This window comes from Rhodanobacter sp. K2T2 (assembly GCF_013408815.1).
GTDB lineage: Bacteria > Pseudomonadota > Gammaproteobacteria > Xanthomonadales > Rhodanobacteraceae > Rhodanobacter.
Map to the genome: position 1 here is coordinate 108,383 of NZ_JACCCA010000005.1, position 22,673 is coordinate 131,055.

Genomic DNA, 22,673 nt, shown 5'->3' on the forward strand with positions numbered 1-22,673 from the left:
AAGCGGCTGCGGCGATATCATCAGCACAAACGTCTGTGAAGAATGCCCCATGCCCGATCTCTCCCAATTCTGGTCAAACGGGATCACGTGGCTTAGCCACCACGCGGTCACGCCGTTTCTGACCCTGCTGCATATCAACGGCTTGGCCGGCAATCCCGACGAGATTGCCGGCGCGCTGATGATCGCCGCATTGCAGGTGGCGATCATCGGGTTGATTTTTCGTCCGCTGGAAACCTGGTTTCCGGCGGAAAAATGGACCGATCGCAAGCTGACCCTGGTCGATCGCAACTATACGGTGCTGATGCTGCTGGGCATCTTTCCGCTGTTTACCTATCTGGTGCTCACGCCGTTTAGCCATCTGTTCGGCGGTAGCGACACCGATACCAGCGACAGCACCGGCTCGCCGCTGGCGATCTCGCACCTCATTCCGTGGTTCGACCATCACCCGCTGCTGCTGTTTCTTTTCTATTACGCGATCTACGATTTCGTCTACTACTGGATGCATCGCACCCAGCACGCCCTGCCCTGGTGGTGGGCGCTGCACAGCATGCATCACAGCCAGCGTCAGATGAGCTGCTGGACCAACGATCGCGGCAATCTGATCGATGGCTTCATCCAATCGATGGTGCTGGCCGTGGTCGGCCTGCTGATCGGCGTGCAGCCGGACGAATTCGCGTGGCTGATGCTGCTCGGCGAGCTGGCGCAGAATTTCTCGCACACCAACGTGCGGTTCGGCTTTGGACGTCTATTTGAAAAGGTGTTCGTCGATCCGAAGTTTCATCGACTGCACCATATGCTGGTCGATCCAGAACGACCCAACCTGCACAACTGCAATTACGGGCAGGTGTTTTCGATCTGGGACGTGGTCTTTCGCACCGCACTCTACGGCGAGCCGACGCGACCGACCGGGGTGGGCGATCCGATCGTGGATGCCGACAACAACTACAGCCTGCTCGGCCTGCACTGGGTATCGACCAAGCGCTTCCTGGGCGCTGTGCGGCGCAAGTCAGGCTGGAAGCCTGGCGAGGTATCTTTTGCCGAGGATTACACGCCGATCCCGCTCAAAACGCTCAGCCCCATGGAACTGCATGCCCTGCATGCGGAGCACGTGAAGCCGACAGCAGAGTCCAAGGCAGCAGCCGAGACTGACCAGGGCCGTCCGACTGCTGAGGCTGAGGCTGAGGCAGCCTAGTCGCGGACTCGCACTACTTGCCCATACTCCAGGGCAACGCCTGCAGGTCGACGTTACCGCCGGTCAGCACCGCGCCAATGCGGCGCCCGGCGAAACGCGCCGGCTGCTGCAAAACGGCAGCCAGCACAGTGGCGCAGGAAACCTCCACGATGATGCGCAGCTCAGACCACAATAGCTGCATGGCGGCGATCGTCTCCGCATCGCTGACGGTAATGATCTGAACGTCGTGCGCGCGCAGTGCCGCAAGATTGCTTTCGCCAATCAGTGCCCTCAGCCCGTCGCAGACCGTATCCGGCACGAAATCACTCACACGCGTGCCGCGCGCGATGGACTGCGCTGCATCATCGGCCCCGCGTGGCTCGGCGCCAAACAGGCTGAGCGAAGCATCCATGCCATGGGCGGCGATGGCCACGCCGCTCGCCAGGCCGCCACCGCCCACCGGCGTGATCAAGGCGTCCAGCCCCGGCGCCTGCCGACACAGCTCCAGCGCCACCGTGCCCTGCCCGGCCATGACCTGGGTGTTGGCGTAAGGATGCACCAGCACCGCGCCGGTGGCGCGCCGAATCTCGTCGGCCTTGGCTTCGCGTGCGGCCTGCGTGGGCGCGCAGCGGTGCAGCGTCGCGCCGGCGCGTTCGATCGCATCGACCTTGGCCTGTACGGCGCCTTCCGGCACTACCACGTGCGCCGCAATGCCACGCGTGCCCGCCGCCAGCGCCAGCGCATTGCCGTGATTGCCGGACGAATGCGTGACCACGCCGCGGGCCGCCTGCTGGTCGCTCAGCGCCCATACCGCATTGCACGCGCCGCGAAATTTGAACGCGCCGCCGCGCTGCAGGTTCTCGCATTTGAAATGCAGCTCGGCGCCGCTCAGCGCGTCCAGCGCCGCGCTGCGCAATACGGGCGTTACCTGCGCGTGCGGCGCGATGCGCGCGGCGGCATCGAGAATCTGCGCATAGCTGGGCAGCGCATCGCTGGCCAAAGCCTCGCTCGTCGGCACCGCACTCATGGCAGCAGCACTTCCACGCCGCAGCGAAAGCGGCGCTCGGCGCCCGGTGCCAGTCGGATCGCGTCGTGCCACTCCGGCCGGTTGAACGCGTCGGCCATGCATTCCATCGGCTCCAGCGCGACCGCGCGTCGCGCATCGCGCGCGGCCGTGTCGGCGGTAAATGCGTGCATCACGCCGCGCTCCTGCCACACGGCAATCGACAAGCCTGTGGCGGGGTCGCGCAGCCGCGTGCGGATGTAGCCGTCCGCCTCGGCGTGCAGATCGGTGTATTCGTGATCGAGAATGGTGCTGCCGATGGTTTGCGCTTCGCGGAAGTCGAACGCGGGCGCGTCGTCCAGCGGCACATAGGCCGCCGCGCCCGGTAGCGCGATGAGATCCGCATCCGTGCGAATCAGCGTCTGCGCCGGAATTTGCAGCTGCCAGCCGTTCGCCGTCGTGCCGGCCAGCGAGTTGTTGCCCACCCGGAAATACGGATGCCAGCCGAAGAAGCACGGCGCCTCGCTGTCACCCATGTTGCGCATGCTGACATCGAGCGCAATACCGCCAGCGTCCAGGGTAAACGTGACGGCCAGATCGATCGCATGCGGATACCCGGGCTGCGGTCGGATCGCCGACGTCGCCAGCGTGACGTGAGCGCCGGCGTTATTCGCGGCCAGCTCGGCAATGGCGAAATCGGTATTGCGCACGAAACCGTGCCGCGCGGCGCGGTCGGCACCGGTAACGCCGGGCTGCAGATCCTGCGGCTGACCATCGAAGGTATAGCGCGCGTCGCCAATGCGGCCCGCGAACGGCACCATGATGGCGAAGCGTGAACCCGGACGCGTCGCCACTTCGTGCGCATCGCGGTAGCCATCGGCGATGTCGTGCATCACGCCATTCACGGGCACTTCGAAGCTCAGCAAGGCAGCGCCGTGACAGGCGACGCGGAGCTTTCGCTGATCCTCGTGATCGGTCAGTACCACGATGGGTTGATCGTCCAGCAAGGCTTGTTCGGCGGTGTATCGCGTCATGAGGTTTCCCGGTGTTCTCGGCCGTTGATGGGCTGCATGGTAACCTGCGCGACCCCATGCCCCCTGTTGTTTACATGAACGCCACCATCGAAAAAACCGCCGCGCTGATTCGCCTCAGCGACTATCGCGCACCCGCCTGGCAGGTCGAAAACGTCGAACTGGAGTTCGATCTCGGCATCGATAGCACCGACGTATCTTCACGCCTGCTGCTGCGCCGCGATCCCGAACAATCCTCACCGCTGCGGCTGGACGGCGAAAACCTCGAGCTGCTCTCGATCGTGCTGGACAAAAAGCCGCTGCCGGAATCCGCCTATCGGTATGCGGACGGTGTACTGGAAGTCGATGGCGCCCGCGACGGCAGCGTGCTGGAGACGCGCGTACGGCTGAAGCCGTTAGCGAACACCACCATGGAGGGCCTGTTTTTTTCCGGCAAGCGCGACAGCGGCTTTCTGCTGACCCAGTGCGAAGCCGAGGGGTTTCGGCACATCACCTTTTTCCCCGACCGGCCGGACGTGCAGTCGCTTTACACCGTCACCCTGCGTGCCGATAAACAGCGCTTTCCCGTACTGCTGGCCGGCGGCAATGCCGACGGCAGCGGCGAGCTGGAGGGCGGCCGGCACTGGGCGCGTTTCGTCGATCCGTACCGCAAGCCGAGCTATCTGTTCGCCCTGGTCGCCGGCAAACTGGAAAAGATTTCGCGCCACTACGTGACCGCCGATGAGCGCGCAGTCACGCTGAATATCTGGGCCGAGTCCGACGCGATCCACCAGTGCGATTACGCGATGGATTCGCTCGAACGCGCCATGCGCTGGGATGAAGAGACCTATGGCCGCAACTACGATCTGGGCGTGTTCCACATCGTCGCCACCCACGATTTCAATATGGGTGCGATGGAGAACAAGGGCCTCAATATCTTCAACGCGAAGTACCTGCTGGCCGACCCGGACAGCTCGACCGACGATGAGTATCGGCACGTCGAAGCCGTGGTCGCGCACGAGTATTTCCACAATTGGAGCGGCAACCGCGTCACCTGTCGCGACTGGTTCCAGCTGTCGCTGAAAGAAGGCCTCACGGTATTTCGCGAGCAGAGTTTTTCCGCCGACATGAACTCGGCACCGCTGAAGCGGATCGAGGACGTTTCCCTGCTGCGCCGCGCCCAGTTTCCCGAGGATGCCGGCCCGCTGGCGCATCCGGTGCGTCCGGCGCAGTACAGCGAGATCAATAACTTCTACACCGCTACCGTTTACGAGAAGGGTTCCGAACTGGTGCGCATGCTGTCGGCGCGACTGGGCAAGGACGGCTTCCGGCGCGGCATGGACCTCTACTTCGAGCGCAACGACGGCACCGCGGCCACGCTGGAAGATTTTCTCTCGGCGCTCGGCGACGCGAACGATATCGACCTGATGGCGAACCTCGCCTGGTATGCCCGGGCGGGCACGCCGCGACTCAAGGCGCATGGCCATTACGATGGCGTACGGCAAACCTACGCCCTCACACTCTCCCAGCATGCCGCCAACGGCGCCGATGCGCACGACGGCGAGCCGCTGCCGATTCCAGTGAAGCTGGCGCTGTTCGCCGATAGCGGCACGATGCTGCCTCTGCATCTGGACGGCCAGACGGCCAACGGCGATACGTCGGTGACGGAAAGCGTGGTGATTCTCGACCAGTCCGAGCAGACGTTTGTCTTTGGCAAGGTCGAATCGGCGCCGGTGCCATCGCTGCTGCGCGGATTTTCCGCGCCGGTCATTCTGGAATGCGATTACACGCCGGCGCAGCTGGCGCTGCTGCTGGGCCACGACATCGATGGCTTCAATCGCTGGGAAGCCGGCCAGCAGCTCGCCGCGCGCGCCTTCGATAACCTGCGCGATGGCAATACCGTCAATGCCGTGCAGGCGTGGTGCGATACGCTCGCGACACTATTCGCCAGCGACAGTATCGACGATGCGCTGCTCGCCGATCTGCTGACGCCGCTGGGCGAAGTCGAGCTGGCCGAGCGAGAGAGCGTGGTCGATCCGCAACGCATCCATCGGCTGCGCCAGGATCTGCAAAAGCGGCTCGCCGAACGGATCGGCGCAAAGGCACTGGAACAGCGCTATCTCGACTTGGCGGCACACACCAGCGCACAGCTCGATCCGCTCAGCCAAGCGCGGCGCCGGCTCAAGCGCCGCGTGCTGGAACTTTTGGAACTGGTCGACGGCACGACGGCTTATCCGCTGGCGCTGAGCCAGTACGGCAGCGCACCGGCCATGACCGACCGGCTGGCGGCGCTAAGCGTTCTATTGCGCGGCGAATCGGCGCAGGCTGCCGACGCCGTGCAGCACTATCGCCAGCGTTATGCCGACAACGCGCTGGCGATGGACAAGTGGTTTGCGATCCAGGCCCAGTGCACCGTGGCAGATCCCTTGGTGCGCGTGCAGGCACTGGAAAACGATCCTCTATTCACGCTGAAAAACCCCAATCGGGTGCATGCGCTGCTAGGCAGCTTCGTGCGCGGCAATCCCAGCGGCTTTCACCGCGCCGACGGTGCCGGCTATCGGCTACTGGCTGACCGGCTGATACAGCTGGATGCACTCAATCCACAGCTGGCTGCCCGCATCGCCACGGCGTTCAACGGCTGGCAACGGCTGGAGCCGAAGCGGCGCGAGGCGGCTCATACGGCGATTTCCGCGCTTGCCCGCCAGGATTCCTTGTCACGCAATCTGACGGAAATCATCGATAACGTCTTTCGGCACTGAAGCAGCCTGGGCGGTCGCGCGGCAACCGGCGCGACCGCAATCATGGCTTGGGGAAGCGTGGTGGATTCGCTTGCGCAACTTGCCTTCGTTATACCGAGAGATCGCGCAGCGCTTCGAGCAGCGCACTCATGCGCGACTCCAGGCGCGGCTGCAACGAACTGCGCTCGCTTTCATCGCGCTCGCCCAGGCCCTCCATCGCCATTTCAATCTGGCCCAACGCGACCAGCAGATCGTGACGCGGATAAAGCATTTCGAAGTTCATATCCATGCTGAGTCCCCCTCATTTTGGTAGGAATGACGATGCAACAGCCATGCCAATGTGTGACCGGCATCACGGTTGCACAGCGAGCTTGATCACATGGCTGACGCTGCGCGTCAGCTGCTGCCACGAGCCGGCACAAATCCGCCCGGCAGTCACTTCGGGTTCACGCGTTCGAGACAAGAATTGAGCTCCGGTCTGAAAAAGCCCCACTCAGCCCGTGCCAAATTTCCTTTTCTGGCGCCTGGCAATACGGTCTTCCTGGATTCCCCCTGTTCCTGAGACCGCCCGGCGCCAGATTTATTCCAAGCAAAGCCCCGCCGCAGCAACGGCGGGGCTTTGCTTTTGGCTGAGGCTGAAAGCCTGAATGGGAAATGCGACTCCACAAAAGACGACGGCACCCCAGAGGGGTGCCGTCTTGCTACCTTTCCCAGTACTCAATCGAACCCCTGTCCGCTCGATCTCAGCGCGCGAATCGCGCAGCGTCTGCCCGTGAAAGTGCTACTGGCGTTTAGCAGAAAGCGTGCCACGCAGCGCAACAAGAACGAGTTCCACCGGATGCCGCTAAAATAGCGCCTGTTTTGTCACCTTTTGCACACCCGGGGCAGTCCGATGCGTCATCCCATCCACTACGACGTTATCGTGATCGGCGGCGGCCACGCCGGCACCGAAGCCGCGCTGGCCGCCGCGAGGACGGGCGCGCGCACGCTGCTGCTGAGCCACAACATCGAAACCATCGGCCAGATGAGCTGCAACCCCGCCATCGGCGGCATCGGCAAGGGGCATCTGGTCAAGGAAATCGACGCCCTGGGCGGTGCGATGGCCCACGCCGCCGACCGTGCCGGCATCCAATGGCGCACGCTCAACGCCTCGAAGGGACCGGCCGTGCGCGCCACGCGTTGCCAGGCCGACCGCTCGCTATACAAGGCGGCGATCCGCCGCATCGTCGAAACCCAGCCGAATCTCGAACTGTTCCAGCAGGCGGTCGACGACCTGATCATCGAGAACGGCCGCGTCACCGGCGTGGTCACGCAGATGGGTCTGTCGTTCGGCGCCGCCAGCGTGGTGCTGACCGCCGGCACCTTTCTCGCCGGCAAGATCCATATCGGACCGGCGCAGTATGCCGGTGGCCGCGCGGGCGACCCGCCGGCCAGCACGCTGGCTTCGAGGCTGCGCGAGCTGCCGGTCGCGGCCGATCGGTTGAAAACCGGCACGCCACCGCGCATCGATATGCGCAGCATCGATTTCAGCGCGCTGGAAGAACAACCCGGCGACGATCCGGCGCCGGTGTTCTCGTATCTGGGCTCGCGCGAAGAGCATCCGCGGCAGATCAGCTGCTGGATTACGCATACGTCCGAGCGCACGCACGAGCTGATCCGCGGCGCGCTGGACCGTTCGCCGCTGTACACTGGTCAGATCGAAGGCGTCGGTCCGCGCTACTGCCCCTCGATCGAGGACAAGGTAGTGCGCTTCGCCGACAAGCCCTCGCACCAGATCTTCATCGAGCCGGAGGGTCTGGACACCTTCGAGATCTATCCCAACGGCATTTCCACCTCGCTGCCGTACGACGTGCAGCTGGCGCTGGTGCAGTCGATCAAGGGCTTCGAGAAGGCGCATATCACCCGGCCCGGCTACGCGATCGAATACGACTATTTCGACCCGCGCGGGCTCAACCCGTGGCTGGAGACCAAGGCCATCGGCGGGCTGTATTTCGCCGGCCAGATCAACGGCACTACCGGTTATGAAGAAGCCGCCGCGCAGGGTCTGATCGCCGGCATGAACGCCGCGCTGGCCATGCAAGACAAAGCGCCCTGGTATCCGCGCCGCGACGAGGCGTATATCGGCGTGCTGATCGACGACCTCACCAGCAACGGCACGATTGAGCCGTACCGCATGTTCACCTCACGCGCCGAGTATCGGTTGCACCTGCGCGAGGACAACGCCGACCTGCGCCTCACCGAAACCGGCCACGCACTCGGCGTGGTGCCGCAGGCGCGCTTCGATGCCATGCGCGCCAAGCGCGAGGCGGTCGATGCCGAGATTCGCCGGTTGCAAACGCTGTGGGCGACACCGGCCAACGCGCTGGGCGCAGCCATCGAACGCGATCTTGGCGTGGCGGTGAGCCGCGAAACCACGGCACTGGATCTGCTGCGTCGTCCCGAACTCGATTACGCCAAGCTTGCCTCGGTCGGCGAACTCGGCCCCGCGGTCGAACGCGACGACGTGGCCGCCCAGGTCGAGGTGCAGGTGAAGTACGCCGGCTATCTGCAGCGCCAGCGCGAAGAGATCGAACGTCAGCAGCGCAACGAGCACACGGTGATTCCGCCCAGCTTCGACTACGACAAGGTGCGCGGCCTGTCCGCCGAGGTGCTGCTGAAACTCAAGCGCACACTGCCGGCCACCGTCGGTCAGGCCGCGCGCGTCAGCGGCGTGACACCCGCCGCGATTTCGCTGCTGCTGGTGCACCTGAAGCGTCGCGCGGCGGCCTGATAGGCTGCTCGGTCGCCGCGTATGCATGGCATCATGCAGCGTTGATCACGACTTATTTGGGGAGGCGCAGTAATGGAAGTATGGATTGGACGCGACGGCGAACGGCACGGACCATACAGCGATGGCGATATCCGCCAGTGGCTGCGCAGTGGCCAGGTCAGCCGCGACGACCTTGGCTGGTACGAAGGGCTGGCCGACTGGCAGCCGTTGTCGATGCTGTTCCCCGACGAAGTGGCTAATACCGCGCCGCCATTCGCCGCGCCCCCTGCCTATGCTTCAAGCGTTTTGCCGCAAACCACGGCCGCCACGCTGGAAGACTATGCGGGTTTCTGGAAGCGCGTGGGCGCCTATATTCTCGATGCGATCATTCTTTATATCCCGAATCTGCTGATCCAGAAAATGATGGGCGGCGATGCGGCAGAAGCGGCGATGAAGCAGGCCCAGCTCGCAGCGCCGGGTGATCCCCAGGTGATGTTTGCCGCGCTGATGCAGTACTACCACGCCATGACGCCGGCGCTCTTGATCATCACCGCGATCACCTGGCTGTATTTTGCGATCTGCGAAAGCTCGGCCTGGCAGGCCACACTCGGCAAGCTTGCGCTGAGTATCCGCGTGACCGATATGCAGGGCAGGCGGATCAGCTTTGCGCGCGCCCTTGGCCGCTACCCCGCGAAGTACCTGAGCGCCCTGATCCTTGGCGTCGGCTTCCTGATGGCGGGATGGACGCAGCGCAAGCAGGCTTTGCACGACCTGGTCGTCAGCACGCTCGTGCTCAACGGACGCTCCGGTAATTTCAAACCGAAGCAGCCCACGCCGGGACGAAACGACAACTCCTTTAGCGCCTGATCCACGAGTAGCAACCAAGCGCCGGAGCCACACTCCGGCGCTTTTTTGTGCCCCTCGCGCAATCCTGGCGCAGCGATGGAATCGGGCCGACTGGTCAGCTTGCTATCATTCGCAGTCCCCTCCGGCTAGGCCGGATTTTTCAGAGAACGCCCCAGCCCCATGCTCAGCATCGAACAACGCATTGCCCAGGATATTGCCGCCAAGCCCGACCAGGTTCGCGCGGCGGTGGAACTGCTCGACGGCGGCGCCACCGTGCCGTTCATTTCGCGCTACCGCAAAGAAGTCACCGGCGGTCTCGACGACACACAGCTGCGTTTGCTGGAAGAGCGCCTGCGCTATCTGCGCGAACTGGAAGAGCGGCGCGCGGCGATCCTCGCCAGCGTGGAGGAACAGGGCAAGCTCACCGATACGCTGAAAAACGATCTGCTCGCGGCCGACAGCAAGGCGCGGCTGGAAGATCTCTACCTGCCGTACAAGCCCAAGCGCCTCACCAAGGCACAGATCGCCCGCGAGGCCGGCCTGGAGCCGCTGGCCACCGGCTTGCGCGAAGATCCGACGCAGACTCCGGAAACCTTTGCCGAAGCCTTTGTCGACGCCGAGAAGGGGGTGCCCGACGTGCGCGCCGCGCTCGACGGCGCCCGCGCGATCCTGATGGAGTCGATCGCCGAAGATGCCTATCTGGTCGGCGAGCTGCGCGACTGGCTGTGGGCCAAAGGGCAGATCCGCGCCAAGGTCGTCGCCGGCAAGGAAAACGAGGGCGCGAAATTCCGCGACTACTTCGACCACGTCGAGCCGATCGGCAAGATTCCCTCACACCGCCTGCTGGCCCTGATGCGCGCCCGCAACGAGGGCGTAATCGAGCTGGAGCTGAGCCCCGATGTGGACAGCGAACAAGGCCATGCCGAAGGCGAAGGCCGCGTGGCCGCGCGTGCCGATATCCACAACCGCGGCCGCGCCGCCGACGCCTGGCTGCGCGAAACCGTGCGGCTGACCTGGCGCGTGAAGCTGCATCTGCACCTCACGCTGGACCTGTTCGGCCGCGTGCGCGAAGGCGCCGAGGACGAGGCGATCCGCGTGTTCGGCGACAATCTCAAGGACTTGATGCTGGCCGCGCCGGCCGGTGCGCGCACGGTGATGGGGCTGGATCCCGGCATCCGCACCGGCGTCAAGGTGGCCGTGGTCGACGCGACCGGCAAGCTGCTGGCCACCGACGTGATCTATCCGCACGAGCCGCGCAAGCAGTGGAACGAATCGATCGCGCAGCTGGCCAAGCTGTGCAAGCAGCACGGCGTCGATCTGATCGCCATCGGCAACGGCACCGCCTCGCGCGAAACCGACAAGCTGGCCGGCGAGCTGATCAAGAAGCACGCCGATCTCAAAATGGCCAAGATCGTCGTGAGCGAAGCCGGCGCGTCGGTGTATTCGGCATCGGAAATAGCCGCCAAGGAATTCCCGGAACTCGACGTGACCCTGCGCGGCGCCGTATCGATCGCGCGCCGCCTGCAGGATCCGCTGGCCGAGCTGGTGAAGATCGAACCAAAGGCGATCGGCGTGGGCCAGTACCAGCACGACGTCAACCAGATCAAGCTGGCACGCGCGCTGGAAACCCGGGTCGAGGACTGCGTCAACGCGGTCGGTGTCGACGTGAACACGGCGTCCGCCGCGCTGCTGTCGCGCGTGGCCGGCCTGTCCGCCGCGGTGGCCGAGAACGTGGTGAAGCATCGCGACGCCAACGGCCCGTTCGCCAACCGCAAGGCGCTACTGAAAGTGCCGCGGCTAGGCGACAAGGCGTTCGAGCAGTGCGCTGGATTTCTGCGCGTGTCGCACGGCGACAATCCGCTCGACGCCAGCGCCGTGCATCCGGAAGCGTATCCGGTGGTCGAGCGCATCATCGCCCAGTGCGGCCGCGAAGTGAAAAGCGTGATCGGCGACAGCGCGTTTCTGCGCGGCCTCAAACCCGAACAGTTCACCGACGAGCGCTTCGGTGTGCCGACCGTGCGCGACATTCTGAAAGAACTGGAAAAACCCGGCCGCGACCCGCGCCCCGAGTTCGTCGCGCCGAGCTTCGCCGAGGGCGTCGAGGACGTCAAGGATTTGAGGCCCGGCATGATTCTCGAAGGGCGCGTCACCAACGTCGCCGCATTCGGCGCCTTCGTCGACATCGGCGTGCACCAGGATGGACTGGTCCACGTCTCCGCGCTGTCGCACACCTTCGTCAAGGATCCGCGCGATGCGGTCAAGGCCGGCGATATCGTCAAGGTGAAGGTGATGGAAGTCGACCTGCCGCGCCAGCGCATCGGCCTGTCGATGCGGCTGGACGACGAGCCCGGCCAGAGCCGCGTGCGTGCCGGTGCCGGCAACGACGCGCGCGCGCCCCGAGATTCGAAGAATGGCGACAGCAGGTCCACGTCGCGCGGCGTTATGCCTGCAAAACCGACGGCGCCGCCGGCCAGCGGCGCCTTTGCCGACGCGTTCGCCAAGGCCCGCAAAAACTAGCGGGACGCGGGTTTTCCATGCTGCACCTGCGCATGCGTATGGAGGATGTTTCCGATATTGTTGCGCCCTCGTTAAGGCCCTGCTCCGGGCCGCGTATTGAGGGGACTCAACCATGCTTCGCACCCGTTATCTGGTCACGGCCATCGCGGCCGCCATGCTGTTCGCCGCCAACGTGCAGGCATCCAACCAACCGCCGGTCGACAACGTAGTCGTGTTCGGCGACAGCCTGAGCGACGCCGGCCAGTTCTTTTCGACCTCGCTCAACACGTACTCGAAATTCACCACCAATCCCGGGGACGTAGCCGTGCAGTACATCGCCGCTGGCTACGGCTTCAATCTGCAGCCGTCGCGCGTGGGCGGCAGCGATTACGCTTATGGCGGTGCCGGGGTGGTGACCGACGACGACGGCCCCGATCCAGCCATTCCCACGCTGACCCAACAGGTCGACGGGTATCTGGCCAATGGCGCCAAGGCCGATCCGCGCAGCCTGTACATGGTGTGGGGCGGCGCCAACGATATTTTCTACCACGCGACGCAGTACGGTATCGGCAGCATTTTCCCGGGTGCCGGTGAAACGGCTGCTCAGGCAACCGCCAATATCAATGCCGCCGCCACGCAGGAGCTGGCGCTGATCAGCCAGCTGAAGCAGGCTGGCGCGAACTACGTGGTGGTTTTCAATCTGCCGGATATCGGCAAGACACCGTCAGCAGCCTCCGATGCTGCGTTGGTACCTGGCATCCAGACCTTTCTCAGCAATGTCTCGGCGTCTTACAACCAGACGCTCAACGCCGGGCTGGCCGCCACCGGCGCAAACATCCTCTCGGTGAACACCTACGCCTTGTTCAACGAAGTACTGGCCAATCCGGCGGCCTTCGGTTTCGTCAACACCACGGTGCCCGCCTGCACCACGACGAGCTCGCACGACTGCAACGGCAGCACCCTGGTAACGCCGACCGCGGCGCAGAACTATCTGTTCGCCGACGGCGTGCACCCGACCACCGCCGCGCACGAGATTTTCGGTCAGTACGTGCTGTCCGAACTGCGCGCGCCGGGCCAGATTTCACTGCTCGGCGAAGCGCCACTGGCCGTCAGCACGGCGCAGACCAAGGCCGTGCGTACGCAGATGCAATCCGATGACACCGGCGCCGACAGCCGCGTGTTCGCCACGGTCAACTTCGGCCAGCAGCGTTTCGACGGCACCGACAACTCGCCACGCACGACCAGCGACAACACCAACGTAACGCTCGGCGCCGACATGCGCAGCAACGACAATCTGTCGATGGGCGTGGCGCTCGGCCTGAGCCGCAACACCGCCAACTTCAACGGCGGCGGCCATTACGATCTCAACGATACCTCGGCGTTGGCCTATGTCACCTACCATGTCGGCGGCGGCTACCTCGGCGGCTACGGCGAGGCGGGCCACTCGAATTTCACCGACGTCGATCGCCTTATCGAATTGGGGCCGCTGCTGCGCACGGAAAGCGGTGCCCCCAACGGTTCGCATGTGGGTGCGGGCATCACCGGCGGCTGGTGGTTCGGCGAAGGCACGCTGAAGAACGGGCCGTTTGCCAATCTGGAATATCAGAGCATTCGCGTCGATGGTTACCACGAGGCCGGCGACGACAGCACCGCCATGTGGTTCGGCAGCCAGCACCGCAAGGCGCTGATCAGCACGCTGGGCTGGCGCCTGCAGGGGCAGTGGCAGACCGCCAACACCACCTTCATTCCGTATGCCGAGGTGGCCTACAACCGCGACAGCAAGGCTGACGCGCGCGACGTCACCACCGGACTCAACTCGTTGAACGGCCAGTTTTCCATCGCCGGCTATATCCCCGACAAGACCTGGGGCAGTGCCGATGTCGGCCTGACCGCGCAATTCAACGCCCAGCTCAGCGGCACGTTTTCGTACAACGCGCACTTCAGCGACAGCGCGCAAAAATACAACGCCTTCAATCTGGGGCTGCGCTACCGGTTTTGATCTCGCCGCATATGTCAGGCCATAAAAAAAGCCGCCCAAACAGGGCGGCTTTTTTATCGAAAAATGGACGTCTGGAAGGCTGGACGATATCGGCCTTCCAAGACTTCGCAGAACTTTACTTGCTGCCCGTGGCCAGCGCCTGCACATCCGTAGCCTGTTTGCGCAGGCTCGACGCGGCCGAATCGTCCAGCGGCTGCACGTTGCCGTTGACCTCGTGCTGCTTCAGCACCAGGTTGCCGTTGTCGTCCCAACCGGCGCGATCAATCGCAGTGGGCTTGGCGCCCTGGTTGGGCTTGGTCTGCTGCACGATGACCCAGGGCTTGCCGTTCTTGTAGGCGTAGTCGGTGCTGGTGAAGCCCTTGGCGCCGTAATCGACCAGCTCGCGGATGAACTTCAGATCGTTGTCTTGGCGAAACACCTGCCAGCTGCGCGACACGTCCTTGTCCAGCTTGGTGCCGCTCTTCACCTTCATCGCACCGAGCTGCTTCTGCACGTCGGTAAATGCGGCCAGCACTTTCTCACCGGCGGTCGGCTCGGAGGACAGCTCGATATTGACGCCGTCGTTCTTGTTACCGTTGGTGAGCACCAGCGCCTGAATCTTCATGACGTAATGGCGATCGCCGTCGTTGAGCTCGGCCTGCACGACATAGATATCGTTCGGCTTGACCTTCGTCGGATCAAAATTCAACGTGAACGGCAGCGGAAACTGCGTGGCCGGCGTGATCAGCTTCAACGCCAGCGGCGGCGCGCTGGCGTCGGCAGTGGACGATACGTCGACCACCTTGATGCTCAGCGAAGCCTTCGGCGACAGCGGCTGGACCGGTGCACGCAGCGTGACCGTACCGCTCACCTCGTTGGCGACCTTGGCGGCGCCGGCCGTGCTCGCGGAGGCGGGAGCACCGTCGGACGAAGACGAAGACGAATTGCAGCCGGCGAACGCCAGCGCAACAAACGGAATAAGCGACAAAGCCATCTTGCGCATCGGAAAACCTCATCAACATGAAAGCGGGCGCGAATAGAGCGTCAGACGCTGCGCGCCATCGGTTTTTCGCGGGGGAAGCTCGGAGCATAGCCGAAAAAGTCGGCCAACTAAAAATCGGTTTTGCGAACGCTGCATCCATTCGCCGGCGTATGCGGGCGCCCGCGCAGGCCACTCCCATCGCCGTTTACGCGTTCCGTCGCCGAGAGACGATGCCGCACCCGTTGCGAAGAAACCATCAAAGGCGATGCAGCGCGCGGTGGGCGATATCGCGACGACAGAAGGCGCCTTCATAACGAATCGCGTCGATCGCCGCATAGGCCCGCGCGCGCGCATCGGCGATATCGCCACCGAGCGCGCAGACGGTCAGCACCCGCCCGCCCGCCGTCACCACGCGGCCATCGGCGTTCAACGTCGTACCGGCGTGGAACACCTTGACGTCGGCCTGGGCCGGCGTATCCAGGCCCGCGATGAGGTCTCCGCTGCGCACCCGGCCTGGGTAACCGCCGGCGGCCATCACCACGCCGATCGCGGGTCGAGCGTCCCAGCGCGCCTTGGTGTGTTCCAGCCGTCCATCCAGCGCGGCGTCGATCAGGTCGACCAGATCGGACTTCAGCCGCAGCAGGATCGGCTGGGTTTCCGGATCGCCGAAACGCACGTTGAACTCGATCACTTTCGGCGTGCCGTTCTTGTCGATCATCAGCCCGGCATAGAGAAAACCGATGAACGGCGCCCCTTCGCTGGCCATACCGCGCAGGGTCGGGTCGATCACCTCCCTCAGGATGCGTTGTTCGATCTCGCTCGTGACCACCGGCGCCGGCGAATACGCGCCCATGCCGCCGGTGTTGGGGCCAAGATCGTTTTCGTCGCGGCGCTTATGGTCCTGGCTGCTGGCCATCGGCAGCGCGTGGCTGCCGTCGCTCATGACGATATAGCTGGCCTCCTCGCCCTCGAGAAATTCCTCGATTACCACCCGCGCCGACGCGTCGCCGAAGCTGTGCGCGCCGAGCATGTCGTGCAGGGCCAGTTCGGCATCGGCCAGGGTCAGCGCGACCACCACGCCCTTGCCGGCGGCCAGACCGTCGGCCTTGATCACGATCGGCGCGCCGTGTTCGCGCACGTAAGCGAGCGCGCGGTTCAATTCGGTGAACACGGCGTAGCGCGAGGTCGGAATATTGTGTCGGAGCAGGAAATCCTTGGCGAAGGCCTTGGAGCCTTCCAGCTGCGCAGCGATCGCGCGGGGGCCGAAGATGCGCAGGCCGGCGTCGCGAAAACGGTCGACCACGCCAGCGACCAGCGGCACTTCCGGGCCGACCACCGTCAGGCCGACCTTTTCACGCTTGGCCAGCGCCAGCAGGCCGTCGATATCGCTGGCCGCCACGTCGACGTTGCGTACGCCGTGCTCGTGCGCGGTACCGGCATTGCCCGGCGCCACGATCACCTCGGTAACGCGGGGCGACTGCTTGAGCTTCCACGCCAGCGCATGTTCGCGACCGCCGTTGCCGATAACAAGAACTTTCATGCCTGATTCCGATACGCGAGTGGATGGCCGGCGACAGCCGAACGCGCATTGTAAGGCACGCTGTGATGGGGAGATAAATGGATATTTACCGATCCCGCACGCTCGCCGGCTCAGTGCATCGGCGAGCGTCGGCCGGACGTTCGTGCGCGTTAGCGCGACGGTTTCAGTCGCGCTGCAGCAGTTCGAGCAAGGCCGCCCGGGGTAGCTTGCCGGTCTCGTTGCGCGGCAATGCCTCCACCAACCGCAGCGGACGCGGCAGAAACACGGGGTCGATGGCGTGGCGCAGGGCATCGAGAATCCGCTGCTCGTCCAGACCCGGCGCCACCGCCAGGGCGGCAATGCGATGCACGCCCAAGGTGTCGCCATCGGCAAGCTGCATGACCACACCGTCCAGCACACCGGGAATCGCCAACAGCCGGCGCGTAAGGTCGGCCAGCGAGGCGCGCTTGCCGGCAATCTCCAACATGTCGGCGTGGCGCCCGCGCAGGCGAAAACGCCGGCCGTTGTCGGACAGGCTCACGATATCGGCCAACGCGATAGGTGCGCTCAGCTGCGGCGCATCCACCGTCGTGCCGTCGGGCTGCGGATGCAGGGTGACGCCATCGTAGAGCAGCCAGTCTTCGTCTACCGTGGGGCGACGACTGGCGAACACGCAGGTCTCGGTGGAGCCAAACATCTCCTGCAGCGGCGCGCCGAAGCGCTGCTCGGCGGCACGCGCCAGCTCCAGCGGCATCGGCGCGGTGGCAGAAACGATGGCCGCGATCTGCGGCAACGCAATGCCCGAATCGACCAGCGCACGCAGGTGCACCGGCGTGGTCACCAGCACGCGCGGCGCCGGTACGTTTGCCAGCGCCGCGGCCACATCGGCGGGGAAAAACGGCCGGCCCGCGTGCACGCCCACGCCGCCGAGCAGCGGCATCACTACCGACAGCTCCATGCCGTACATGTGCTGCGGCGGCACGGTAGCTACCAGGTCGAAACGCTCGCCGACGACGGCCCGCAACATCGCCAAATTGCCGGCGTTGCTCGCAACGAAGCTACCCCAGGTTTTTCGGTTGGCGCTGGGTATGCCGGTGGAGCCGGAGGTATAGCCAATGGCCACCACATGATCCGCAGCGAGCAGCGGCCATGCACCATCGGCTTCCGCGGCGTCGAATGAAAGCGCATCCAGCGGCAGCAGCCGCTGATAGCGCGGCGGCGCGAGCGCGAGATCCATATCGCCGACGGCGTAGCAGCCCGGATAGGCCTGCATCACCTCATCCACCGCCTGCGGCGCACGCGAGGAAGGCAGCAGATTGATCTGGCCACGGATCGCGATCGCGCAAAAGGCCACCAGAAAAGCGTAGCGGTCCTCGCACAAATTGACAGCGGCGGCGGCCGGCAGCAGCGCCGCTACGGCGCGCACATGCGCCAGAAAGAGCCTCGCCTGGATCGGTTTGCCGTCGCGCCACGCCACCACGCGAGACGGGTCTGTGGGATGCAGCAGAGGCAACAGCTCGGGCGCTTCGCGCTGGCAGATGTCGGGAACAATGGACAAGCGACGGTCTCTTTGATGGTTCAACAGGCTGAAGTCTCAACAGGCGTTGCAGGGCGAAAGATGGCATCCGCAGCCCGAAGACGCAGTGAAGTGACCCGATCCAACGTTCGATGCGTCTTTGCCGCTCGAGCGCCGTTTCGGCATCTGTCCTGCGGCGGCGCCACCGCAGTCAGCTGCGCACGATAGTGCCCGAAAGGGCGTCGCGGATCACCGTGGGACTCGCCTGCCCGCCCAGCGCCCCGTCCAAAAGGCCGTCCAGCGACTCGCCGAAAAAGGCATCCACGGCTTGGGCCGAGCGCGCCGGTGCCTGACCGTGCGGATTGGCGCTGGTCGACACCACCGCACCGCCAAACGCGCGGCACAGTGCGTCCGCCGGCGGATGGGCGGTGACGCGCAGCGCGATGCCGCTGTGCGAGCCGGCAACCCAGCTAGGCACTGCCGACGAACGGGGGAAGATCCAAGTGTTCGGCCCCGGCCAGCTTGCGCGCACCTGCTGCAGGATATCAGCGGGCACCGACTCCAGGTCGATGTAGCGTTCGACCTGGTCGAAGTCGGCCGCGATCAGCAGCACGCCTTGCGTCGCCGGCCGCTGCTTGAGGACAAATAGCCGCTCGAAGGCAGCGGCGTTGTGCGGATCGCAACCGAGGCCGAAAACGGCTTCGGTGGGATACGCCAGCACGCCGCCACCGTGCATAAGCCCGGCGGCGGCATCGATCTCGGCGAGGGTAAAGCGGCGCAGCACTCAGGCCTCGAGGGATTTTTCGATCGGCTTTTTCACTGCCGGCTTTTTGGCAATGGCTTTCTTGGCCGCCGATTTCTTGGTCGCGGCCTTTTTCGTCGCCGATTTTTTAGCAGCGGCCTTTTTTGCCGGCGCCTTCTTGGTGGCCGCTTTTTTGACCGCGGGCGTTTTGGCGGCCGCGGCTTTCTTGGTCGCCGTTTTCTTTGTTGCAGTCTTTTTGCCGAAGCGGCCCTTGCGCACGGGCGCGGCGGCCAGCAGCCCGATGCACTGCGCTTCGGTCAGCTCTTTCGGCTCCTGCTCTTTCGGGATACGCGCGTTTTTTTCGCCGTCCGTAATGTAAGCGCCGTAGCGGCCGTTGAGTACCTGCACGCCATTGCCGAAATCGAGGATCAGCCGGTTGGCGAGCATTTCCAGCCGCTCCTGCACGATCTGCAGGGCGCGCGGCAATTCGATCGTGTACGGATCGTCTTCGGGCTTGAGCGAGGCATAGGTTTCGCCCTGCTTCACGAACGGGCCGAAGCGGCCGATCGCCACGCTGACCTCTTCACCGTTTTCCGCTTGGCCGAGCTTGCGCGGCAGCTTGAACAGCTCCAGCGCATCGGCCAGCGAGATGGTGTGCATGCTCTGGCCGGGGCGCAGGCTGGCGAAGGTGGGCTTGTCTTCGTCTTCCTTGGTGCCGATCTGCGCAAACGGCCCGTAGCGACCCAGCCGAACGGACACGGGCTTGCCGCTTTTCGGATCGGTGCCGAGTTCGCGCGCGCCGGTGGCTTCGTTGCGATCGACCGACTCGGTTTTCTCGTCCACCTGCTGCTTGAACGGCAGCCAGAAGCGCTCCATCAGTGGCACCCAGGCTTCCTCGCCGCGGCTGACCGCGTCGAGCTCGTCCTCGAGCTTGGCGGTGAAGTCGTAATCGACGTAGCGGGTGAAATGCGAGGTCAGGAAATTGCTGACCGCGCGGCCGACATCGCTGGGCTTGAAGCGGCGACTGTCGAGGTAGACGTATTCGCGATTCTGCAGCACCTGGATGATGCTGGCGTAGGTAGACGGCCGACCGATGCCGTGCTCTTCCAACGCCTTGACCAGGCTCGCCTCGGAATAGCGCGGCGGTGGCTCGGTGAAATGCTGGTCGGCGACGATATCGTGCAGCGGCACTTGCTCGCCGGTTTCCATGCGCGGCAGGCGGCGGCCCTCATCGTCATCGTCGACGTTCTTCTGATCGCGGCCCTCCTCGTACACGGCGAGGAAACCCGGATCGATCACCGTGGTGCCACTGGCGCGGAACGAGGCCTCGCCACCGGGCACGTCGCGCAAGGCGAATTCGACCGAGACGGTGTTGAGGGTCGCGTGGATCATCTGGCAGGCCACGGTACGCTTCCAGATCAGCTCGTACAGCTTGCGCTGGTCGTCGTTCAAGAAGGCGGCGACGTCGCGCGGCGTGTACATCGCCGACGTGGGTCGAATGGCTTCATGCGCTTCCTGCGCATTCTTCGACTTGGTCTTGTAGACCTGCGGCGCATCCGGCAGCGCCTTGGCGCCGAAATCGCGGGTGATCAGCTGGCGCAGCTCGGCCAGCGCATCGTCGCCCAGCATGGTGGAGTCGGTACGCATGTAAGTGATCAGGCCGACATTGCCCTCCGCGCCCAGCGCCACGCCCTCGTACAGGCCCTGCGCGATCTTCATCGTGCGGCTGGTGGTGAAGCCCAGCTTGCGCGCGGCCTCCTGCTGCAGCGTGGACGTGGTGAAGGGCGCTGCCGGCCGGCGCTTGCGCTCTTTCGAGCTGACGTCGCTGACGGTGAGCCTGCCGCGTGCGGCCTGTTTAAGCGCATCGCGGGCCGCCAACGTCTCGGCTTCGTTGGTCAGGTCGAACTGTTCGAATTTCTTGCCGTTGAGCTTGCTCAGGCGTGCGGTGAAATCGCCATCGGCGTGCTTGAGCTGCGCTTCGATGGTCCAGTATTCGCGGGCGTTGAAGGCTTCGATTTCCTCTTCGCGCTCGACGATCATGCGCAGCGCGGGCGACTGCACGCGGCCGGCCGAGAGGCCACGCTGCACCTTGCGCCATAACACCGGGGAGAGGTTGAAGCCGACCAGATAATCCAGCGCACGACGCGCCTGCTGTGCATCGACCAGATCGTGAGAGAGCTGGCGCGGATTGGCCACCGCGGCCTTGATCGCCTTGGGGGTGATCTCGGAAAACACCACACGATGCATGCGCTTGCCTTCAAGCAGGCCACGCTCCTTCAGTATCTCGCTGATATGCCAGGAGATCGCCTCGCCTTCGCGATCCAAGTCGGTCGCGAGATAGATATCGTCAGCCTGCTTGGCCGCCTTGGCGATCGCATCGACATGTTTCTCGTTGCGCTCGATCACTTCGTAGGCCATGGCAAAGCCATGCTCGGGATCCACCGCGCCCTCCTTCGGACGCAAGTCGCGCACGTGGCCGTACGAAGCCAGCACGTGGAAGTCCTTGCCAAGGTACTTGTTGATCGTCTTGGCCTTGGCCGGCGATTCGACGATGAGCAGATTTTTTGCCATGAAGCTTGAGTTTCCACGAAAGGATCAGCGGCGCTTGCGGCGCCACGCACATATATAGTTGAAAACACGCCGGAGCCGGGGCTGTCAAGCCCGGACTCATCCCGAATCGCCACGAACGGCGCCACGGCAAGGCTTAGCCGCTGACGACGGAACCGCCAAGACGCTGGTAGCGATTGCCCGGCAGCGTCTCCACTTTCGCCTCCAGCTCGAGCATCAGCAGCATCGACGACAAGACCCTTGCCGGCTGCCCGGTTCGCTGCACAAGTTCGTCCAACGTCGCCGGCTCGTGGCCAAGTTCGGCCCACAGGCGGGAATATTCGGCATCGTTGCCTGAGCTGATCGACCTGTCGAAACGTACCTCATGGTCCGCTTCGACTGCCGCCTTGCTGACGCGTTCGCCGCCGCTCTGCGCCAGCCGCTCGGCCAGATCGGCGCCAAGCATGCGCGCTGCGGGCGCCAATGTCTCGATAATTTCAGCGGCCGTTTCGACCAGGCGTGCGCCGTCACGGATCAGACGATGGCAGCCGTGGGCCAGCGGATTGTGAATAGAGCCCGGCAGCGCGAACACTTCTCGGCCCTGCTCGCCAGCCAGTCGAGCCGTGATCAGCGAGCCGGACTGCAGCCCGGCCTCGATGACCAGCGTGCCCAGCGACAGTCCCGCAATCAGCCGGTTGCGCCGGGGAAAGTGATCGGCGCGCGCCGTGGTGCCCGGCGGAAATTCGCTCACCAGTGCGCCCTGCTCGGCGATGCGTTTGGCCAGTGCGTGATGCTTGCGCGGATAGACCCGATCCGGCCCGGTACCGACCACCGCCAGCGTGGGTACGCCGTGATCGAGCGCCGCCAGATGCGCCGCACCGTCGATGCCGTCGGCCATACCGCTGGTGATGATGAATCCGGCCTGCGCCAGCGCCACGGTGAAGGCGCGTGCGTGCGTCAGTCCGCCGGTGCTGGCCCGGCGCGCACCGACGATCGCCACCTGCGGATACAACAGCAGGCTCGCGTCCCCGACCACGAAGAGCGCTGCAGGCGGCTGCGGGATGTTCTCAAGCTGGGGCGGAAAATCGACGTCGGTGCAGCGCAGGAGCCGATGCGACGGCTGCGAGAGCCACGCCATGTCCTCGGCGATCCGAGCTTCATCCGGCTGCTGCAGCCAGGCCCGCGCAGGCTCGTCCAGCGACGGATGCTGCCGCAGGTTCGTCAGTACCAGGCGGATGTCCCCACTGGCTGCGGCCAGCCGCTCGCGCAGGCCGCCCGGACCCAAGCCGGGCGTGCGCAGAGCAATCATCCATGCGCGCGATTCATCCGAGTCATTCATGCCTTGCAGTGTACGAACACTGCGCAAACAAAAACGG

The 22,673-nt window shown here is 64.5% G+C and carries 15 protein-coding genes; 6 read left to right on the top strand and 9 right to left on the bottom strand.

What is annotated here, in order from left to right:
- Window positions 1-49: 49 nt before the first annotated feature.
- Window positions 50-1,192: a sterol desaturase family protein gene (locus HDE78_RS09680; RefSeq protein WP_179478694.1), complete on the top strand. Its 1,143-nt coding sequence runs from the start codon at window positions 50-52 to the stop codon at window positions 1,190-1,192.
- Between the two features lie 13 nt (window positions 1,193-1,205).
- On the opposite strand, the gene HDE78_RS09685 is transcribed toward HDE78_RS09680, so the two are convergent.
- Both HDE78_RS09685 and HDE78_RS09690 read right to left on the bottom strand, forming a co-directional pair.
- Window positions 1,206-2,198, bottom strand: a complete 993-nt coding sequence (locus HDE78_RS09685) for a pyridoxal-phosphate dependent enzyme (protein ID WP_179478696.1) — start codon at window positions 2,196-2,198, stop codon at window positions 1,206-1,208.
- The gene (locus HDE78_RS09690) at window positions 2,195-3,208 is read right to left on the bottom strand and encodes an aldose epimerase (RefSeq protein ID WP_179478698.1); all 1,014 of its coding nucleotides are present in this window, start codon (window positions 3,206-3,208) and stop codon (window positions 2,195-2,197) included. Before HDE78_RS09690 ends, HDE78_RS09685 begins: the two co-directional genes overlap by 4 nt.
- A gap of 74 nt (window positions 3,209-3,282) precedes the next feature.
- Here HDE78_RS09690 and pepN point away from each other — a divergent pair, with 74 nt between their 5' ends.
- Window positions 3,283-5,943, top strand: a complete 2,661-nt coding sequence (gene pepN, locus HDE78_RS09695; RefSeq protein WP_179478700.1) for an aminopeptidase N — start codon at window positions 3,283-3,285, stop codon at window positions 5,941-5,943.
- Between the two features lie 88 nt (window positions 5,944-6,031).
- On the opposite strand, the gene HDE78_RS09700 is transcribed toward pepN, so the two are convergent.
- On the bottom strand, window positions 6,032-6,211 hold the full coding sequence (locus HDE78_RS09700) for a hypothetical protein (RefSeq protein WP_179478701.1): 180 nt from the start codon (window positions 6,209-6,211) through the stop codon (window positions 6,032-6,034).
- Between the two features lie 603 nt (window positions 6,212-6,814).
- On the opposite strand from HDE78_RS09700, the gene mnmG reads away from it, so the two are divergent.
- The 4 genes from mnmG to HDE78_RS09720 all read left to right on the top strand — a co-directional run bounded on the left by mnmG (window position 6,815) and on the right by HDE78_RS09720 (window position 14,012).
- A complete protein-coding gene (mnmG, locus tag HDE78_RS09705; RefSeq protein ID WP_179478703.1) occupies window positions 6,815-8,692 on the top strand; it encodes a tRNA uridine-5-carboxymethylaminomethyl(34) synthesis enzyme MnmG in 1,878 nt (625 codons plus the stop codon).
- Between the two features lie 72 nt (window positions 8,693-8,764).
- Window positions 8,765-9,538 (top strand): RDD family protein, encoded by a 774-nt coding sequence (locus tag HDE78_RS09710; RefSeq protein ID WP_179478705.1) that lies wholly within the window; start codon window positions 8,765-8,767, stop codon window positions 9,536-9,538.
- 159 nt (window positions 9,539-9,697) lie between these two features.
- Complete coding sequence (locus HDE78_RS09715; RefSeq protein WP_179478706.1) at window positions 9,698-12,034, top strand: Tex family protein; 2,337 nt, start codon at window positions 9,698-9,700, stop codon at window positions 12,032-12,034.
- A 112-nt stretch (window positions 12,035-12,146) separates the two neighbouring features.
- A complete protein-coding gene (locus HDE78_RS09720) occupies window positions 12,147-14,012 on the top strand; it encodes an autotransporter domain-containing protein (RefSeq protein WP_179478713.1) in 1,866 nt (621 codons plus the stop codon).
- A gap of 115 nt (window positions 14,013-14,127) precedes the next feature.
- On the opposite strand, the gene HDE78_RS09725 is transcribed toward HDE78_RS09720, so the two are convergent.
- The 6 genes from HDE78_RS09725 to dprA all read right to left on the bottom strand — a co-directional run bounded on the left by HDE78_RS09725 (window position 14,128) and on the right by dprA (window position 22,636).
- On the bottom strand, window positions 14,128-14,994 hold the full coding sequence (locus tag HDE78_RS09725) for a DUF1481 domain-containing protein (RefSeq protein WP_179478715.1): 867 nt from the start codon (window positions 14,992-14,994) through the stop codon (window positions 14,128-14,130).
- A 235-nt stretch (window positions 14,995-15,229) separates the two neighbouring features.
- Window positions 15,230-16,513 carry a phosphoribosylamine--glycine ligase gene (purD, locus tag HDE78_RS09730; protein WP_179478717.1) on the bottom strand — a complete coding sequence of 428 codons (1,284 nt, stop codon included), beginning with the start codon at window positions 16,511-16,513 and terminating at the stop codon, window positions 15,230-15,232.
- 163 nt (window positions 16,514-16,676) lie between these two features.
- Window positions 16,677-18,050: an AMP-binding protein gene (locus HDE78_RS09735; protein WP_179478719.1), complete on the bottom strand. Its 1,374-nt coding sequence runs from the start codon at window positions 18,048-18,050 to the stop codon at window positions 16,677-16,679.
- A 169-nt stretch (window positions 18,051-18,219) separates the two neighbouring features.
- Window positions 18,220-18,792, bottom strand: coding sequence for a Sua5/YciO/YrdC/YwlC family protein (locus HDE78_RS09740; protein WP_179478727.1), 573 nt, complete (start codon window positions 18,790-18,792; stop codon window positions 18,220-18,222).
- Window positions 18,793-21,321, bottom strand: coding sequence for a DNA topoisomerase I (locus HDE78_RS09745; RefSeq protein ID WP_179478729.1), 2,529 nt, complete (start codon window positions 21,319-21,321; stop codon window positions 18,793-18,795).
- Window positions 21,322-21,454: 133 nt separating this feature from the next.
- Entirely contained in the window at window positions 21,455-22,636 is a 1,182-nt protein-coding gene (gene dprA / locus HDE78_RS09750; RefSeq protein ID WP_179478739.1) for a DNA-processing protein DprA, read from the bottom strand.
- Window positions 22,637-22,673 lie beyond the last annotated feature (37 nt).

Bases quoted from the DNA above. Each gene is read 5' to 3' on its own strand.
- HDE78_RS09680 (WP_179478694.1), top strand. From the start codon at position 50: ATGCCCGATCTCTCCCAATTCTGGTCAAACGGGATCACGTGGCTTAGC.
- HDE78_RS09685 (WP_179478696.1), bottom strand. From the start codon at position 2,198: ATGAGTGCGGTGCCGACGAGCGAGGCTTTGGCCAGCGATGCGCTGCCC.
- HDE78_RS09690 (WP_179478698.1), bottom strand. From the start codon at position 3,208: ATGACGCGATACACCGCCGAACAAGCCTTGCTGGACGATCAACCCATC.
- pepN (WP_179478700.1), top strand. From the start codon at position 3,283: ATGAACGCCACCATCGAAAAAACCGCCGCGCTGATTCGCCTCAGCGAC.
- HDE78_RS09700 (WP_179478701.1), bottom strand. From the start codon at position 6,211: ATGGATATGAACTTCGAAATGCTTTATCCGCGTCACGATCTGCTGGTC.
- mnmG (WP_179478703.1), top strand. From the start codon at position 6,815: ATGCGTCATCCCATCCACTACGACGTTATCGTGATCGGCGGCGGCCAC.
- HDE78_RS09710 (WP_179478705.1), top strand. From the start codon at position 8,765: ATGGAAGTATGGATTGGACGCGACGGCGAACGGCACGGACCATACAGC.
- HDE78_RS09715 (WP_179478706.1), top strand. From the start codon at position 9,698: ATGCTCAGCATCGAACAACGCATTGCCCAGGATATTGCCGCCAAGCCC.
- HDE78_RS09720 (WP_179478713.1), top strand. From the start codon at position 12,147: ATGCTTCGCACCCGTTATCTGGTCACGGCCATCGCGGCCGCCATGCTG.
- HDE78_RS09725 (WP_179478715.1), bottom strand. From the start codon at position 14,994: ATGCGCAAGATGGCTTTGTCGCTTATTCCGTTTGTTGCGCTGGCGTTC.
- purD (WP_179478717.1), bottom strand. From the start codon at position 16,513: ATGAAAGTTCTTGTTATCGGCAACGGCGGTCGCGAACATGCGCTGGCG.
- HDE78_RS09745 (WP_179478729.1), bottom strand. From the start codon at position 21,321: ATGGCAAAAAATCTGCTCATCGTCGAATCGCCGGCCAAGGCCAAGACG.
- dprA (WP_179478739.1), bottom strand. From the start codon at position 22,636: ATGAATGACTCGGATGAATCGCGCGCATGGATGATTGCTCTGCGCACG.